At 72.2% G+C, this 16,789-nt stretch carries 16 protein-coding genes; 10 read left to right on the forward strand and 6 right to left on the reverse strand.

The features are described 5' to 3' along the window. Positions 1-87: 87 nt before the first annotated feature. The 3 genes from mgtA to ACIHAD_RS26335 form a co-directional block, all read right to left on the reverse strand. Positions 88-2,556, reverse strand: coding sequence for a magnesium-translocating P-type ATPase (gene mgtA / locus ACIHAD_RS26325; RefSeq protein ID WP_397357292.1), 2,469 nt, complete (start codon positions 2,554-2,556; stop codon positions 88-90). After that, complete coding sequence (locus ACIHAD_RS26330) at positions 2,540-2,887, reverse strand: metalloregulator ArsR/SmtB family transcription factor (RefSeq protein ID WP_364335329.1); 348 nt, start codon at positions 2,885-2,887, stop codon at positions 2,540-2,542. The genes mgtA and ACIHAD_RS26330 overlap by 17 nt, the downstream gene beginning before the upstream one ends. A gap of 81 nt (positions 2,888-2,968) precedes the next feature. Beyond that, positions 2,969-3,199 carry a twin-arginine translocase TatA/TatE family subunit gene (locus ACIHAD_RS26335; protein ID WP_397357293.1) on the reverse strand — a complete coding sequence of 77 codons (231 nt, stop codon included), beginning with the start codon at positions 3,197-3,199 and terminating at the stop codon, positions 2,969-2,971. Positions 3,200-3,561: 362 nt separating this feature from the next. On the opposite strand from ACIHAD_RS26335, the gene ACIHAD_RS26340 reads away from it, so the two are divergent. The 5 genes from ACIHAD_RS26340 (at position 3,562) to ACIHAD_RS26360 (ending at position 7,450) form a co-directional block, all read left to right on the forward strand. Further along, positions 3,562-3,783 (forward strand): hypothetical protein, encoded by a 222-nt coding sequence (locus ACIHAD_RS26340; RefSeq protein ID WP_397357294.1) that lies wholly within the window; start codon positions 3,562-3,564, stop codon positions 3,781-3,783. Beyond that, complete coding sequence (locus ACIHAD_RS26345; protein ID WP_397357295.1) at positions 3,783-4,124, forward strand: ArsR/SmtB family transcription factor; 342 nt, start codon at positions 3,783-3,785, stop codon at positions 4,122-4,124. The genes ACIHAD_RS26340 and ACIHAD_RS26345 overlap by 1 nt, the downstream gene beginning before the upstream one ends. Further along, on the forward strand, positions 4,121-5,815 hold the full coding sequence (locus tag ACIHAD_RS26350; protein ID WP_397357296.1) for a SulP family inorganic anion transporter: 1,695 nt from the start codon (positions 4,121-4,123) through the stop codon (positions 5,813-5,815). Before ACIHAD_RS26345 ends, ACIHAD_RS26350 begins: the two co-directional genes overlap by 4 nt. A 107-nt stretch (positions 5,816-5,922) precedes the next feature. Further along, on the forward strand, positions 5,923-6,336 hold the full coding sequence (locus ACIHAD_RS26355) for a pyridoxamine 5'-phosphate oxidase family protein (protein WP_397357297.1): 414 nt from the start codon (positions 5,923-5,925) through the stop codon (positions 6,334-6,336). A gap of 142 nt (positions 6,337-6,478) precedes the next feature. Further along, positions 6,479-7,450 carry a hypothetical protein gene (locus tag ACIHAD_RS26360; RefSeq protein WP_397357298.1) on the forward strand — a complete coding sequence of 324 codons (972 nt, stop codon included), beginning with the start codon at positions 6,479-6,481 and terminating at the stop codon, positions 7,448-7,450. Positions 7,451-7,735: 285 nt separating this feature from the next. Here the strand turns inward: ACIHAD_RS26360 and ACIHAD_RS26365 are convergent, their stop codons facing one another. Further along, complete coding sequence (locus ACIHAD_RS26365) at positions 7,736-8,683, reverse strand: helix-turn-helix transcriptional regulator (RefSeq protein ID WP_397357299.1); 948 nt, start codon at positions 8,681-8,683, stop codon at positions 7,736-7,738. An 84-nt stretch (positions 8,684-8,767) separates the two neighbouring features. Here ACIHAD_RS26365 and ACIHAD_RS26370 point away from each other — a divergent pair, with 84 nt between their 5' ends. Next, the gene (locus tag ACIHAD_RS26370) at positions 8,768-9,475 is read left to right on the forward strand and encodes an alpha/beta fold hydrolase (RefSeq protein WP_397357300.1); all 708 of its coding nucleotides are present in this window, start codon (positions 8,768-8,770) and stop codon (positions 9,473-9,475) included. Positions 9,476-9,529: 54 nt separating this feature from the next. Then, positions 9,530-9,931, forward strand: a complete 402-nt coding sequence (locus tag ACIHAD_RS26375; protein ID WP_397357301.1) for a hypothetical protein — start codon at positions 9,530-9,532, stop codon at positions 9,929-9,931. Between the two features lie 28 nt (positions 9,932-9,959). Here ACIHAD_RS26375 and ACIHAD_RS26380 read toward each other — a convergent pair whose 3' ends face one another. Together ACIHAD_RS26380 and ACIHAD_RS26385 are read right to left on the reverse strand one after the other, a co-directional pair. Next, a complete protein-coding gene (locus tag ACIHAD_RS26380; protein WP_397357302.1) occupies positions 9,960-12,149 on the reverse strand; it encodes an alpha-L-fucosidase in 2,190 nt (729 codons plus the stop codon). Positions 12,150-12,260: 111 nt separating this feature from the next. Next, a complete protein-coding gene (locus tag ACIHAD_RS26385) occupies positions 12,261-13,481 on the reverse strand; it encodes an ROK family protein (protein ID WP_397357303.1) in 1,221 nt (406 codons plus the stop codon). A 155-nt stretch (positions 13,482-13,636) separates the two neighbouring features. On the opposite strand from ACIHAD_RS26385, the gene ACIHAD_RS26390 reads away from it, so the two are divergent. Genes ACIHAD_RS26390 through ACIHAD_RS26400 form a run of 3 tightly spaced genes read left to right on the forward strand, consistent with a single transcriptional unit; the run spans position 13,637 to position 16,778 of the window. Then, positions 13,637-14,935, forward strand: a complete 1,299-nt coding sequence (locus tag ACIHAD_RS26390; protein ID WP_397357304.1) for an ABC transporter substrate-binding protein — start codon at positions 13,637-13,639, stop codon at positions 14,933-14,935. Beyond that, on the forward strand, positions 14,935-15,894 hold the full coding sequence (locus tag ACIHAD_RS26395) for a carbohydrate ABC transporter permease (RefSeq protein WP_397357305.1): 960 nt from the start codon (positions 14,935-14,937) through the stop codon (positions 15,892-15,894). Before ACIHAD_RS26390 ends, ACIHAD_RS26395 begins: the two co-directional genes overlap by 1 nt. After that, on the forward strand, positions 15,891-16,778 hold the full coding sequence (locus ACIHAD_RS26400; RefSeq protein ID WP_397357306.1) for a carbohydrate ABC transporter permease: 888 nt from the start codon (positions 15,891-15,893) through the stop codon (positions 16,776-16,778). Before ACIHAD_RS26395 ends, ACIHAD_RS26400 begins: the two co-directional genes overlap by 4 nt. The last annotated feature ends 11 nt before the right edge of the window (positions 16,779-16,789 follow it).

Genomic DNA, 16,789 nt, shown 5'->3' on the forward strand with positions numbered 1-16,789 from the left:
AGCGCGGCGATTCTCCGATGCTCCCCTGCACGCATGTGTTCGCCCTAGCGGTCCGGCCCGGCATGACAGTTGCCACATTGCGCAACTCTACAACCGTCTCCGGCGGTTGAGGACGGCCAGAGCGCAGCCGTACAGGACGGCCACGAGCACCAGCCACAGACAGCTCGTGGCGGGCAGGGCGGTCAGGCCGACGGGACCGGCCAGCGGCGAGAGCGGCAGCAGTAACCCGATCGCCGCGAGCGAGCCCGTGGCCAGCCACAACGGCGGGGAGGCCGGGGCGACGGGCCGCAGGAGCAGCATGATCACGGCCTGGGTGAGCAGGTTCTCGACGAACCAGCCCGTGTGGAAGGACCGCTCGTCATCCGCGCCGACGACCTGGGTCAGGACGGTGAAGGTGGCCAGGTCCACGACGGCGTTGAGCGCCCCGAACCCGGCGATGAAGCCGAGGATGCCGCGCGGACGCAGCCCGAACGGCCCCCGCAGGACGGCCGGCGCGGCCCGGTCGAAGGCGAAGGCGAGCTGGGCGACGTCGAAGCAGACGTTCTGCAGCAGCACCTGGACCGGCAGCATCGGCAGGAACGGCAGCGCCAGCCCGGCCGCCAGCATCGCGATCACGTTCCCGAGGTTGGACGACAGCGCGATGCGCAGATAGGTGACGATGTTGCCGGTGCTCCGCCGTCCGGCGACGATCGCCTGGTCGATCGCCGACAGGTCTTTGCCGGCCAGCACGACGTCGGCGGTCTCGCGGGTGACGTCCACGGCGGCGCGCGGGCAGATGCCGACGTCGGCGGCGCGCATGGCGGGCGAGTCGTTGACGCCGTCGCCGAGGAAGCCGACCGTGTGCCCGGCCTCGCGCAGCGCGCGGACGACGCGGGCCTTGTCGTCCGGGGTGCAGCGGGCGATCACCGTGGCCCGTTCGGCGGAGGCGGGGGTGAGGTCGGCCGCCTCGATCACCGCTCCCACGTCAAGGCCCAGCTCCCGGCACGTCCGGGCGGCGGTGGCCGGGTGGTCGCCGGTCAGGACCTTCAGCGTGATGCCCCGGCGGACCAGCAGCGCCAGCGCGGCGGCGGCGTCCGGCGACGGCTCGTCGACGAGGGTGAGGAACCCGGTGAGCGTCAGGCCGTCCCCGACGACGGGATCGCCGGGGGAGTGCTCGGCCACGGCGACCGCCAGCACCCGCGCACCGGCCTCGGCCAGGGCTCGGGCGACCTCGCCGGCCCGCAGGCGGTCGCCCGGGCTCATCGCGCACCGGTCGAGCACCGCCTCCACGGCGCCCTTGACCACGACGACGTTCCCGCCGCCGTCGCGGACCACCGCGCGGGACAGGCGCTGGGCGGGATCGAAGGGGGTGGCTTCCAGCCCTTCGGCGTCGCCCAGGTCCGGCGCACGCTCCAGGATGGCCTCGTCGAGGGGGTCGGGGATCGGGGGATCGGTCAGGTGCAGCGTCCAGAAGCTGTTGACGGCCGCCCAGCGCAGCACCTCGGGATCCGGCGTGCCGTCGGGGCCGACGGACCCGCTGAGCACGGGCCGGTCCCGGGTCAGGGTGCCGGTCTTGTCCATGCACAACACGTCGATCGCCCCCACGTCGTGCAGCGCGGGCAGCCGCTTGACGATCACGCCCTGCCGGGCCAGCAGCGCCGCTCCCCGAGCGAGCGCCGTGGTCACCACGACCGGCAGCATCTCGGGCGTCAGCCCCACCGCCACCGCCACCGCGAACGGCAGCGCCTCCAGCCCCCGGTCGCGCAGGACGGCGTTGGCCACCAGCGCCACGGGCGGGATGACCAGCATGAGCCGGACCAGGATCCAGGAGATGCCGTTCACCGACTGGTCGAAGGCCGAACGCCTGCGCGCCGGAGCGTGGTGGGCGCCGGCGAACAGGGTGCCGCCTCCCGTGGCCGTCACCACCGCGAGCGCGCTGCCGGACGCCACGCTGCTGCCCTGCCAGCACAGATGGTCGTCGTCCTCGGGCAGGTCGCGCGCCCGCTTGGGCACGGGCGCCGACTCCCCGGTCAGCGGCGCCTGGTGAACCGTCAGGCCGGCGGCCCGCAGCAGCCGTACGTCGGCGGGGACCAGGTCGCCGGGCCCCAGCTTGATCACGTCGCCGGGGACGAGCTGGTCGACGGGGATCTCCCGCTCCCGCGGCTCGCCTCCCTCGCGGGAGCGCCGTCTCACGGTGGCCGTGGTGGCCACGAGCCTGCGCAGGGCCGCGGTCGAGCGGTCGGCGCGGAACTCCCCGTTGGAGCGCAGCAGGCAACTCGCCACGACCAGCAGGACGATGACGCCCGCCGTGCCCCAGGAGGTGATCACGGCGGAGACGAGACCCAGCGCGAGCAGCGTCACGGTGAACGGGTCACGCAGGCTGCGGGCCAGGCGGCGCGGCCAGGACACCGGCCGCTGGGCGGGGATCGTGTTCTCGCCGCGTTCCAGCAGGCGGGCCTCGGCCTGCGTCTCCGTCAGGCCGCGTGGCCCGGTGTCCAGCAGGCGCAGGGTCTGGAGCTGGCTCAGCGGGGCCGGACCGCCGCCGGCCGTGGTCGGCGCGTCAGGCGCCCAGACCATGGACGCGTCCTCCGGAGGTGCCGGCCCGCTGCGAGAGCCGCCCGACGAGCCCGCGCACGGTGGCCACGACGTCCTCGTCGTCGATCAGGTAGACGACCCTGCGGCCCTCGCGGCGGGAGCGGACCAGGCCGGCCAGCTTCAGCTTGGCCAGGTGCTGGCTGATCGCCGGCAGCGCGCCACCCACCCGCTCGGCCAGCCCGGACACGTCGCACTCGCCCTGCGCCAGTGCCCACACGATGTGCAGCCTGGGCGGCGAGGCCAGCAGCGCGAAGGCGGCCGCAGCCTCGGCCAGCACCTCGGCGGGCGGGTCAGGGGTCTTTGCGCCGGCCACCTTCACTCCTTTTTCGGACAGGTGCCAAGTCTAGGCGTGCGGCGCGCCGGTGCCCGGGCGGCGGCCGGAGCGTCGCACCCGCTACCGGCCGTCCTGCCGCGCGCCGGCCCGCAACCTGGCCGCCTCTTCCTCCAGGCGCCGGGCCTGCTCCTCCAGTGAGGGGGCCGGCTCGTCCGTCCTGGTGGTCTCGGCCTTGAAGATCCGCAACGACCGGCCGACGGCGCGGGCCGTGTCGGGCAGCCGCTTGGCCCCGAACAGGAACATGAAGACGAGGGCGATGATCAGGATCTCCGCCCAACCGAGGTCGGCCATGGTGTCGTCCTTACTGAGCAGGCGTTTTGTCGGCTTCAGACTGCATCAAAGTTGCTCAGATGCGCAAGTCAGACACTGTTGGGCGACTGTGCGGCGGCTGTCGCCCCTTGCAGAGGTCGGCGGGCGGCTTGCCGACGGCCGGCCAGGGCGAAGGCCGCGCCGGCCGCCGGCACCTGATTCCGACGGAAGCCCCGCGAGCTCATCAGCGCCGACGAACCGTTCCGTCTGTTTGGGTCGCCGAGGTGAGCCAATGGCGGCTGCGTGTATAGGAGTTGCGCAGTTTCGCAACTTGTTGAATACTAATGCCCGTAAGGTCGGCGTGGCTTCTGTGACGTCGGGCGTCGGAAGAAGGCGGGACAGGTGTGAGCGAGGCGTTCGCTGCGGCGATCCGGCGCCGTGTCGATGAGGCGGCCGGCGCGCTGCACGCGGCCGAACAGGACGGCGACGCCGACGCGGCGCTGGCGGCGGCCGGAGGGCTGGACGAGGTGCTGCGGATGGCCCGCGCGCACGGCGTGACCACGAACCGGAGCCACGGAACGGCCCCCGGTCCCGGCCAGGCCCAGGACGGAACGGAGGCCCGCTGATGTCGGTGCCCTTGTACGAGGCCAAGGCCGAGTTGTTCCGCCTGCTGGGGCATCCGGTGCGAATCCGCGTGCTGGAGCTGCTGCAGGACGGTCCGATGCCGGTGCGCGACCTGCTGGCCGAGATCGAGGTGGAACCGGCCGGCCTGTCGCAACATCTGGCGGTGCTGCGCCGCTCGGAGCTGGTCACCGCCCGCCGCAACGGATCGACCGTCGTGTACGCGTTGTCCGGCGGCGACGTGGCCGAGCTGCTGCGCGCCGCCCGTCACCTGCTCCAGGCCAAACTCTCGGGCCGGCACGCGCTGCTGAACGAACTGCTTGAGTCGGAGGCCGGCGGCCGGTGACCTCGGTGCTCCGCGCGGGCTGGGCCCGTCTGCGCCCCGTTCTGCCCGCCCGGGCCGATCTGGCCGCCCTCGGCCGTCATCCGCGCCGCGACCTGCTGGCCGGGCTGACGGTGGCGATCGTGGCGCTGCCGCTGGCGCTCGGCTTCGGCATCTCCAGCGGGCTGGGCGCACAGGCCGGGCTGGCCACCGCGGTGGTGGCCGGCGCGCTGGCCGCAGTCTTCGGCGGCTCCGCCCTCCAGGTGTCCGGGCCGACCGGGGCGATGACGGTGGTGCTGGTGCCGATCATGCACGCGCACGGCGCCACCGGCGTGCTGACCGTGGGGGTGCTGGCCGGGCTGCTGCTGCTCGGCCTGGCCCTGGCGCGGGCGGGGCGGTTCATGATGCTGGTGCCCGCGCCGGTGGTGGAGGGGTTCACCCTGGGCATCGCCTGTGTGATCGGCATGCAGCAGGTGCCCGCCGCGCTCGGCGTGCCCACGCCTGCGGGTGACAGGGTGCTGGCCGTGGCCTGGCAGGCGGTACGCGACTTCACCGCCCGTCCGAACTGGGCCGCCTTCGCCATGGCCGCGGCGGTGGCGGCGCTGATCCTGGTCGGCGGGCGGCGGCGGCCCGCGGTGCCGTTCTCGCTGCTGGCCGTCGTCGCCGCCACCGTCGTCGCGGAGCTGGCCAGGTTGCCGGTGGCGCGCATCGACGCGCTGCCCGCGGGGCTGCCCGCCCCGTCGCTGGAGTTCCTGGACGTGGCCGCGCTGAGCTCCCTCGTCGCCCCCGCGTTCGCCGTGGCCGCGCTGGCCGCGCTGGAATCGTTGTTGTCGGCCGCGGTCGCCGACGGCATGAGCGTCAACCATCGGCACGACCCCGACCGCGAACTGTTCGGCCAGGGTGTGGCCAACCTGGTCGCCCCGCTGTTCGGCGGCGTCCCGGCCACCGGCGCGATCGCCCGTACCGCGGTCAACGTGCGCGCGGGGGCCTCCTCCCGGCTGGCCGCGCTCGCGCACGCCGCGATCCTGGGCGTGATCGTGTTCACCGCCGCCGACCTGGTGGCCCGCATCCCGCTGGCGGCCCTGGCGGGGGTGCTGCTGGCCACCGCGGCGCGCATGGTCGAGGTCGGCTCGGTGAGGGCGATGTTGCGGTCCACCCGCGGCGACGCCGTCGTCCTGGCGTCCACCGCGATCGCCACGCTCGTCCTGGACCTGGTCACCGCCGTCATCCTCGGCCTGGTCGTCGCCGGAGCGCTCGCGCTGCGCGCCATCGCCGGGAACGTCCGCCTGGACACCGTGCCCCTGCGGGCCGACCTGCCGGACGACCACGACGCCGAAGAGCACGAGCTGCTGGCCGAGCACATCGTCGCCTACCGGCTGGACGGGCCGCTGTTCTTCGCCGCGGCCCACCGTTTCCTGCTGGAGCTGTCCGAGGTCGCCGACGTCTCGGTGGTCATCCTGCGCATGTCCCGCATCACCACGATCGACGCCAGCGGCGCCCTGGTGCTCGGCGACGCCATCGCCCGCCTGGAACGACGCGGCATCGTCGTCTACGTGTCCGGCATCCGCGACGGCCATCACCGGCCGCTGCGCGCCCTGGGCGCGATCGCCCGGCTGGACGAGGCGGGGCAGGTGTTCGCCTCGACGCCGGAGGCCATCGCGGCAGCCCGCCGCCACCTCCACCGCACCGGCGTGCTCCCCTCCTCCGTCGGCTGAACCAGCCGTACGGCTGAACCAGCCGTACGGAACGAGGGAGAACCGGAGCTCGGCCACGCGGAGCGGGATCCCGTCCCGGGCGATCGGCCGGACGTAGGGTGGCTCTCGTGTTCCACGAAGAGGATCTTGCCCTGCTCGCACGGCCGCTCCACGCCTTCCTCACCGTCGCGCCGCGCGGTGACCGCTGGCCCGCGCCGCGACCGGTGTGGTTCGAGCTGGCCGACGACGGCGACCTGCAGATGTTCTCCCTCCCCGGCGCGCCGAAGCTCGACCGTCTCCGGGAGCGGCCCCGCGCCTCCGTCGTCGTCGCGGCTCCACCAGGTGAGCCCGAACACTGGGTGGCGGTGGAGGGCTCGGTCACGCTCCACGATGAGGGTGGCGCCGAGCTCGCCGCCCGTCTCGCCGGACGCTATTGGGACATGAGCGACCCGGGCCGACGGAAGCTCGTCGACGAGTGGCTCGGCGGCGGCGTGGTGCGCATCGTCGTCCACCCGGAGGTGGTGAACCGCTACGCCGCCTGACGGGCGGGCCCGGCGGAAGCCCGCCCTGATTGTTCATTTCTGTCCGATTCATGATGAAGTCACGCCGAGCCGATGATCACGTCTCTGGTTCGCGGAAGGCCAGGCCAGCAGGGTTGTCTCCAGTCGAACTGAAGGAGACATCATGGTTGCCCCGCCTCGGAGGACATGGCACGGCCCGCTCACCGCATGCGCGATGGCGATGGCGGTTCTCGCGGTGGTGAGCGGGATCGGCCTGGTGGTCGACGAACGGACCGTGCTGGGCGAAGGGGTGTGGCTCAAGCCGCTCAAGTTCGCCACGTCCTTCGCCCTGTACGCGATCACCCTCGCCTGGATGATCAGCGCGGTCGAGCGGTGGCGGCGGACGCTGTGGTGGCTGGGGACGGTGGCGGTGGCCGTGTTCGTCCTGCCGGAGATCTCGGCCATCACCTTCCAGGCGGTACGTGGCGTGCGCAGCCACTTCAACCTCGCCACCACGCTGGACAAGTCCGTCTTCATGGTGATGGGCGGGGCCGCCTATCTGGGCTGGGCGCTGACGCTCGCGCTGGGGGTCTTCCTGGTCTTCCAGCGGCGGACGGACCGGGCGATGGCCTGGGCGATCCCCCTGGGGGTGGCGATCTCGCTGGCGGGCATGTCGGTCGGCTACCTGATGACCGCGCCGACCCCCGACCAGGCGCACGCCCTGGCGAGCGGGATCAAGCTGGCCACCATCGGCGCGCACACCGTCGGCGCCCTCGACGGCGGCGCCGGGATGCCGCTGACCGGCTGGTCGAGCGGCGCGGGCGACCTGCGGGTCGCGCACTTCGTCGGACTGCACGCGCTGCAGGTGCTCCCGCTGATCGCGTTGTGGGTACGCCGGGTCCCGCTGGTGATCGTGGCGGCGTTCGGCTACGCCGGGCTCACCGGGCTGCTGCTCTGGCAGGCGCAGCGCGGCCAGGCGCTCGTCCACCCCGACGGCACGACCCTGCTCGTCGCCGGTGGGCTCGTCGCGGCGGTGGCAGTGGCGGTGGCGGTGGCGGTCGTGGTCCTGCGGCGGCCCGGTGGCGCACCCGCCCGCGCCGCCGGTGGTTTCCTGGGGGCGCGAGGCGGGGCGGCGTTGGGCGGAACCGGTCAGTAGCAGCGGCGAGGCCGAGCCCGGCGGTGAGCGCGGTGGTGGCGAGGGCCGCCGTGATCGTCCTGGTCATGCCGCGCGGTGCGCTGGATGCGTCCATGGTTCTCCTTCGGTGCGGGCGGCCCGGTCGGCTGCCTCGCGAACCACGGAAGCGGTCAGGCCGGGGTGTCCAACAGCAGGTCGGACGGACCCGGACGAACTCGTCTGCCCCCACCGCCCGTGGCTGGGAGCGGCCAGGCGTACGGGGGAGAAGGGCGTCCGGGACGCCGGCGCCGCGCTGAGCGCCCGGCCTCATTCCGGGGCCTGTTCCAGCAGGCCCCGGGCCAGTCGCCGGACGGCGGTGCGCAGCTCCCGCGGCGACCGGATCGTGAACGGGAATCCCAGCCCGGCCAGCATGACGGCCATGCCGTCCAGTGACTCGGCACGCATCCGCAGGAGGGTCCCGTCCGGGGTCCCGGTGAGCGTGGCCACCGACGGCGGGACGCGACGGGCCGCCTCGGCCAAGGGGACGTGCAGCACGACCTCGACGACATGCGCGTAGGGCACCCGCGCCAGCGACGCGGTGACCTGCCGCACCGGGTCGGACTCCTCGGGGATCTCATAGGACGCCGTCCCCGGGACGACGGAGGAGATCCGGTCGAGGCGGAAGGTGCGGATCTCGCCGGACAGGTGGTCGAGGCCGGTCACGTACCAGCGGCCGGAGTGGAAGACCAGGCCGTGGCCGTCCAGCTCGCGTTCGGTCCGCGAGCCCTTCCAGGAGCGGTAGTCCAGTGTGACCCGGCGGCGGTCGCGGATCGCGGCGGCCAGGGTCAGCACGGCCCGGCTCGCGGGCGTCGAGGCCGCTCGTTCGGCGAGCGTGAAGTCCAGGGTCTCCTCCAGCGCGCCGACCTGTTCTCGCAGCGTGGCGGGCAGCACCCGCCGGATCTTGGCCAGGGCGGCTTCGGTGGCCTCGGCGGCGAGGCCCAGGCGGCGTCCGGCGAGCAGGCCGAGGACCACGGCGGTGGCCTCGTCGTCGGTGAGCATCAGCGGTGGCAGCTTGTAGCCGGGCATCAGCCGGTAGCCGCCGTAGCGGCCGCGCTCGGCGGCGACCGGGATGCCCAGGTCGGCGAGCCGGGCGGCGTACCGCCGGACGGTCCGTTCGTCCACGCCGAGCCGCTGCGCCAGGTCGCGGCCGCCCAGCCCGTGGTGGGCCTGGAGGAGTTCGAGCATCGCCAGCATCCGGGTCGCCGGATATGACACAGGTCACCCACTTTATCCGGGCGGTTTCTGTCCGCTTTCGGCTTTAGCGTAGCGACATCATCCGCTCACTGGAAGGACGACGAGATGGCGAATTACGTGCTGGTGCCCGGCTTCTGGCTCGGTGCCTGGGCCTGGGACGAGGTGGCGGCGAATCTGCGCGCCGCCGGGCACCGGGTGCGGGCGGTCACACTGACGGGGGTGGCCGAACGGGGCGCGGAGCTGTCGCCGGAGGTCGGCGTGGAGACGCATGTCGCCGACATCCTCGCCGCGATGGACGGATGGGACGAGGTCGTCCTGGTCGGGCACAGCGGGGCGAACGTCCTGGTGACCGCGGTCGCCGACCGGCATCCCGAGCGGATCGGCCGGGTCGTGTACGTCGACGCCGCGCCGCTGCCCTCCGGCCTCGCGGTGATCGACTTCAACGACGAGGACACCCAGAAAGCCTGGCGCGCCCAGGTCGGGGACGGTTACGCGCTCGACGTGCCCTCCTTCGAGCAGGAGGAGGGGAGGTTCGCCGGACTGACCGAGGACGATTGGGAGCGGATCCGCGCGAGGGCGACGCCGCACCCGTGGGGCGCGGTCACCCAGCCGGTCGAGCGACCTGAGAAGATCCCGGCGACGCCGAAGACCATGGTCGCCTCGACGATGCCGGTGGCGGTGATCCGCGAGCTGATCGCCTCGGGGAACCCGGCGTTCGCGGCGCTCGGCACCCCCGAATGGACCTTCGTCGAGCTGCCGAGCGGCCACTGGCCGATGTTCTCGCGGCCGGCCGAGCTCGCCGCGCTGCTCTGACCCCCCGGACCGGCGGGCGTCCCGCCGGGAGAGCGGATCAGCCCGGACCGGCGGGTGTCCCGCCGGGAGAGCGGATCAGCGCGGCTTCCCGCGTACGGGGTCCGGCTCGGCCGGGCGGGAGGTGCCGTCCAGGTAGGTGAGCACGGCGCGGACGCGGCGGTGGCCGGAGTCGTCCGGGGCCAGGCCGAGCTTGGCGCCGAACTCGCCGGATTCCTCACGTTCATCCTGACCAGCGCCGGCTCCCCACTCGCCGGCCCGGCCGCCGCGATCACCTGCGGCGACCGCGCCGCGCCGCGTGACCCCGACGTCTACTGGGACGACGTCCAGCGCAGCCGCGCCCGCCACCCCCTCTTCGGCCCGGTCAAGAACAACATCTGGCCCTGCGCCTTCTGGCCGGCCCAGCCGCGCGAGCGCCTCACACGCGTCGGCGCCGATCACCGCGCGCACGCACGGTGATCGGCGCCCTGTGGTTCGCCGCCCTCCGCTAGCGGCCTCTCACCCGCACCTCCGCCAGGGCCAGCGGGTCGGTGTCCGAGGAGAGCTGGATGCGCACGTGCCGGCCGGTCGTGCCGGCGGGCAGCTTGATCGTGCTGGGCCGCCCGGCCTGCTCCTGCACGTGCACGGCGGTCACGCCCGGCGTCGTACGGGCCGCCTCCAGGCCGTCCGCGGTGATCGGCTGCTCGGAGGACATCACCCAGTAGTCCCGCAACCGGTCGGCGCAGCAGTCGGTGCGGTTCCAGATCTCGACGCTGTCCAGGTTGGCCGAGGCCCCCAGATCGACCTGCCACCAGGCTTCCTTGGCCGGTTCCGCGGTGTGGGTGACCGAACCGCCCCAGAAGCTCCCGTCGGTGTTGCCGTCCACGGCCCGCGAGGCAGGGGCGTCGTAACCGGTGCTCTGCTGGGTGGCCGGCTTGCCCTCGGCCAGGTTGGGCAGGACCACCGAGACGGGCATCGAGTACGGCGCGCGGAGCCGTCCCGACTTGAGCCCGGCCTGTATCGCCAGCGCGGCAGGCTCGGCTCCGGCCGGCACGGTCACGGTGACGGGCACCTCGGCGCTCGCCCCGCCCGCCAGGTGGCCGATCCGGTCGGTCGCCGGGGTCACCGTCCAGCCCTCGGGCGCGGTGAGGGCCAGCGAGGCCGCGCGCAGCGTCGTGGAGCCGGGGTTGGTGACGGTCACCTTGCCGGTCAGGGTCTCACCGGCCTGCACCTGCTCGGGCAGGTCGGTGGCGAAGCGCGGCAGGGCCGACACGCCGGGCGTCTCGATCTTGAAGGAGTAGGCGTACTGCCCGGTCTCGGCGGGGGTGGTGACGACCACCCGGCCCTGCTCGTCGCGCTGCCACGGCAGCGGGCCGCTGTCGGAGCCGAGCAGGGTGATGCGCGTTCCGGGGCCCGCCGGCACGTCCGCGCCCAGGGTGAGCCGCTCTCCCGGCCACTTCAGCGCGGTCGCGTAGAGGACGCCGTCCTTGACGGTGTACCGGACGTCGTCCGGGCCGCCCTTCTCCTCGGCGCGCGTCCAGTACGTGGTGCCGTACATGGCCTCGCCGTTGACCTTCAGCCAGGAGCCCATGTCCAGCAGCCGCTCGCGCTGCACGTCGGGGATGGTGCCGTCGGCCTTCGGGCCCACGTCCAGCAGCAGGTTGCCGTTCTTGCTGACGATGTCCACGAAGGAGTCCACGAGCTGGTCGGAGGTCAGGTAGTCCTCGATGGGCTCGTTCTGGTTGTAGCCGTAGGAGTGCGCGATGCCGCGGCTGGACTCCCACTTGACGGGATCGATGTCCGGCTTGACGGAGTACTCGGGCGTCTGGAAGTCCAGCTCGTGGCTGTCCAGCGCGCCGCTCTCGATCTTGCAGCGGTTGGCGACCGCCACTTCCTTGCCCTTCTTGAGCGCCTTGTTGTAGTAGTCGGCGATCACTCCCGCGGTCTGCCACTGGGCGGCCGAACGGTCCCACTGGCCGTCGCACCACAGGATGTCGGGGTCGTAGCCGTCGATCAGCTCGCGCATCTGCGGGAGCATGTAGTCCTTGACGTAGTCGCCGCTCTGCGGAGCCCCGGTGTACGGCACGGGCTGACCGGTGTACGGGTTGGTCGCGGGCTGACCGGTGAACAGCGGGTTGTACCACTCCATGAGCGAGTAGTAGAAGCCCGCGCGCAGCTTCCCGTCGGCGCGGGCCGCGGTGAACAGCTCCTTGGCCAGGTCACGCTTCGGGCCCAGCGCCATGGTGTCGCGCTCGCTCACCTTGCTGTCCCACAGGGCGACGCCCTCGTGGTGCTTGGAGGTGAGGACGAAGTACTTGGCCCCGGCGTCGTTGAAGAGCTTGACCCAGTCGGCGGCGTCGAACTTCTCGGCCTTCCACTGCTCGGCGAAGCGGTCGTAGGAGAAGTCCTGGCCGTAGGTGTCCCGGTGGTAGTCGCTGGTCGCGCTACGGAGGGAGTTCATGTAGTACCAGTACCACTCCGCGTAACTGCCGCGAGGGCCCCAGGCCGGGACGGAGTACGCCCCCCAGTGAAGGAAGATGCCGAACTTGTCGTTGTTGAACCACTTGGGGGTCGGATGACTGTTCAGCGAGTCGACGGTGGGCTCGTAGGGCCCGTCCGTCGAGGCTTGGGCGGGAGCGGGGAGACATCCGATGATGCTGAGCATGGAGACGGCGAGAAGTCGACGTAAGAGGGCCATGACCACTCCAAAGCGGGGGAGAGATTGGAGGAAACGTAGCCCGATCTCCATGGCCTCGGCAAGGGTTGCGCGAAGATTCATCCGATGTCTGCCCTGAAGGCTGAGAGGATGTTACGACCCGGCCCCACCCGCCGTCGTGTTCCACCGCCACGGCGGGACGTCGGTGCTGGACAGCGTCTGCCCGCCGGAGGCCGCCGCGTAGAGCTGTTCCAGGACGGTGTTGGCGGCGAGCCCGGCCGCGCCGGTGATCGACCCGCGTTCCTTCAGCGTCGAGGGCACGATCGGCGGCGCCGGACGTACCGTGCACAGGGCCTCGACGTGCCGGCGGAGCGGCTCCAGGAAGGTGTCGCCGGCGCGCGCGTTGCCGCCGCCGACCACCACGACCTCGGGGTCGATCGCGAGCACGAGCGCGGCGATGCCGATCGCGATCTCCCCGCTGAACCGGTCGACCGCCTGGACGGCCGGCGCCTCGCCGTCGGCCGCGGCGGCGAACACCTCCTCGCGGTTGAGCCGCCGCCCGTCGGCGAGCCGCACGTCGTGCAGGAACTCCTGGGCGTGCTCCCAGCCGAGGTGCGGCAGCGCGCCGATCTCGCCGGCCGCGCCGTTCGCGCCGCGGACGACCATGCCGTTCAGGACGAGCCCCGCACCCGTGCGGTTGCCCGAGTGCACGTAGATCATCGAGGTCGCATCGGTGGCGCTGCCCTTCCACGCCTCGGCGAACGCGGCCAGGTTCGAGTCGTTCTCCACCGCGATCGGGCACTCGAAGTGCGGTTCCAGCGCCGCGCGCACGCTGAAGCCGGCCCAGCCCTCCGCCCCCTTGGTGATGACGTCCTGGTAGACCACGGCGGGCACGGCCGCGCCGATCGCCCAGACTTCGGCCCGCCCGCGCCCCTGCTCGGCGAGCAACCGATCGACGACCCGCACGGCCGCGGTGACGAGGTCGCCGGGGGCCCGCGAGACGGGCGAGGCGACCGACCCCGCGGCCAGCACCTCGCCGTTCAGGTCGGCGATCTCGGCCCTGGTGGTGTGCTGGCCGATGTCGATGCCGACCACGACCGCCGCCTCGGCGCGGAAGCGGTAGCGGCTGGCCGGCCGGCCGGCGCCGGTGGGGGCCAGCGGCTCGACCGGGGCGGCCCAGCCGAGCGTGACGAGGTTGGCGACGACGGAGTCCGCGGCGGTCTTCGAGAGCCCCGTGGCCTGGGCGACCATGGGGATGGTGAGCGGCTCCCGCCGGATCGCCTCGATCACGGCCAGGGAGTTCAGGCGCCGTAGCCGCGACTGGTCTCCGGCGCGGCGCAGCGGGCTCTTCTCGCGTCCGAACAGCACACTCATCCACAACCCTCTCGGTTCCCGCGGCGTCGGGTGACGCACGGAGTGCGGTCCAACCTCTTCCATTAATACAGAAACTGTCTTTATTATTGCGCAGCGCAGTCCCGCCTCGCGTCGCACGGCACCCCGTAGACGCCTGCCCCCAGAAGGGAACAGCAATGCGCAACAGCATCCGCGTCACGGCCGTCGTCAGCGCGCTCCTCGTCCTGAGCGCGTGCGGCACGAAGCTCCAAGGCGGCGAGCCCTCCGGCGCCTCGCCGGGCCCGAACGCGAAACCCCTGGTCTACTGGGGGAAGTGGGCCAAGGGCACCCCGCAGGCCACGCTCTTCGAGAGCATCATCGCCGACTACGCCAAGGAGACCGGGCGCAAGGTCGACGTGCAGTGGCTCGGCAAGGCCCAGGAAGAGCAGATCAAGAACGCGATCGCGACCGGAGAGGGGCCCGACCTCTTCGACACGGCGATCGACCACACCGCCGAGTTCCGCGCCGCAGGCGCGCTCGGCGACATGTCGGACGTCTTCAAGGCCCGGATCCCCGGCGAGAACACCACGATCGAGCAGGTCCTGCCGAAGAGCGTGCTCAAGGCGATCAGCGACGACAAGGGCTACGGGTTCGTGCCGCACAGTGTCTTCTCCGTGGGCCTGTGGTACGACGCCGCCCGCTACCCGGACTTCGCCGCCACCCCGCCCAAGACCTTCGGGGACTTCCTCGCCGTCGCGGGCAAGGAGAAGGCCGCGGGCCGCCGGCCGATCGCGCTCGACGGCACGGTCAACTCCTACAACGCGTTCTGGCTCTACCAACTGCTGCTCTCCACGGCGGGCCCCGGCGCGCTGCGGCAGCTCGCCGAGGACCCCGGCGCCTGGGACCGTCCCGAGGTGAAGCGGGCCGTGACCGAGCTCGAATCGCTCGTCGAGGCCGGGCTCTTCCAGCCCGACCACATGGCCACGAAGTTCCCCGACGCGCAGAACGCCTGGGCGGCCGGCGACCACACCTTCAACCTGAACGGCACCTGGCTCGGCAGCGAGACGGCCTCGCTCCGCGCCCCGGCGGTCAAGGCTCGGATCATCTCCTTGCCGCCGGTGGAGGCGTCGAAGGGCTCGGCGGTCACGATCGGCGCGCTCGGCTGGGGCGTGAACCCGAAGTCGAAGAGCCGGCAGGCGGTCTCGGACTTCCTGGCGTTCGCGATGCAGAAGAAGTACATCGACCGGATCGCGACCGACGCCGACAACATCCCGTCGCGCGCCGACTCCCCGGCCCCCGAGGCGCTCACCTCGATCCAGGAGTCGATCCGCACCGCGACGGCGGTCAGCCTCGACTTCGACGGCGTCGCCACCGTGGCGCCCAAGTGGTTCAACGACGTCTTCCTCCCGCTCGACGACAAGCTCGTCGGCGGCTCGATCGACGCCGCGAAGTTCCTGGCCGAGGGCAAGGCGCAGACCGCCGAGCTGGGTCAGTAGTGGTCGCGGACACCGTGGCGCGGCCCGCCGCACGCCGAGGGCGGGTGACGGCCGACGGCGGCGCGCTGCACGTCGAGCGCCGCCGGCTGTACCTCCCGTTGCTGCTGCCGGCACTGATCGCCTACCTGCTCTTCTTCGTCGTGCCGTCGGTCTTCGGCGTCGTGCTCAGTTTCGCCGAGTGGTCGGGGCTGGGCACCGAGTTCTCCTGGGTCGGCCTCGCCAATTACGCCGAACTCCTGTCGAGCCGGATGTTCCTGTCGTCGTTCCTGAACACCGTCCTGCTGACGCTGATCGTCGGGGTGGCGCTCTTCCTGGTCGCGGTCGCCGCCATGGTCGCGCTGCGCACCGCTCGCGCCGGCGCCTTCATCCGGTCGGCCGTCTTCCTGCCGTTCATGATCTCACCGATCGCGGTCGGTCTCGCGGTCTCGTTCCTGTTCAACCCGAAGGGCATGGTGAACAGCGTCCTCGGGCTGGCCGGCCTGGACGCGCTGCGCCAGCCCTGGCTCGGGCCCGAGCTCATCTTCCGGGTGATCATGGCCGGGGTCGTGTGGAGCGCCGCGGGCTTCTACGTCGTCCTGGTGATGTCCGCGGTGGACGGGATCCCCCCGAGCCTGTACGAGGTGGCCCGCATCGAGGGCGCCGGCCTGATCCAGCAGTTCAGGTACGTCACCCTCCCGCTGACCCGGGACATGATCGCGACCGCCGCGGCCCTCTGGGCGATCGCCGGCATCAAGACGTTCGAGATCGTCATCGCCTTCGTCGGCACGGCGGGCACCCCGCCGCCGGAGGCCAGGACCCTCGCCGTCGAGCAGTACCTGCGGGTCACCGGCGGACGCGTCGGCGGCATGGCCCAGCTCGGCGAGGCGGCCGCCATCGGGGTGGTCATGACGGCCATCACCGTCGGACTGATCGTGCTGTCCCGCCGCATCCAGCGGCGCGACCGGCTGGAGTGGTCATGACCGGCTCCGCGCGCCACCGCCCGGCGGAGGTCTTCGGTGCCTCGCTGATCGTCCTCATCAGGGCCGGTCTGTGGCTGTGGGTGCTGCTCAACCTCGCCATGGTCGTCTGGGTCATGCTGAACTCGGTCAAGACCTCCCGATCGATCTTCGCGAACCCCGTGGGACTGCCCGACACCTGGATGTGGGAGAACTTCGCCACCGCCTGGTCGGCCTCGGGGCTCGGGGCCGCCGCGCTCAACTCGGTGATCCTGGTGACCGTCTCGGTGGCGCTCATCATGGGGCTCAGCATCCCGGCGGCCTACGCGGTGGCGCGGCTGGGCGGACGGTCGAGCGGGCCGGTCGCGACGCTCTTCGCCGTCGGCATGAGCATCCCGTTCCAGGCGTTCGCCGTGCCGATGGTGCTCATCGGCGTCGGCCTGTCGAGGTTCATGATCGACTGGGTGACGGGGGCGTGGGATCCGCGCATCACCGTCGCGCTCTTCTACGTCGTGCTGAGCCTGCCGTTCAGCGTCTTCGTGCTCATCGGCTACTTCCGGTCGCTGCCCGGCGAGCTGGAGGAGGCCGCGGCGCTGGACGGCGCGACGCCGTTCAGGACCTTCTGGCGGATCATGGTCCCGCTCGCCAGGCCCGGCATCACGACCGTGGCCGTGCTGAACGTGCTGAGCCTGTGGAACGAGACCGTGATCGTGCTGATGCTGGTGCCCAACCAGCGCATGCAGACGCTGAACGTCGCGCTGCTCAACTTCTACTCCAACATGCAATACACCTCGAACTGGGGCGGGCTCTTCGCCGGCGTCGTCATCGTCGTGCTCCCCATGATCGTGATCTACCTCTGGTTCGGCCGCCGCATCGTCAACGGCATGACGCAAGGCATCGGCAAATGACTGACAATCGC

This window comes from Nonomuraea sp. NPDC052265, assembly GCF_044547985.1.
Taxonomy (GTDB): domain Bacteria; phylum Actinomycetota; class Actinomycetes; order Streptosporangiales; family Streptosporangiaceae; genus Nonomuraea.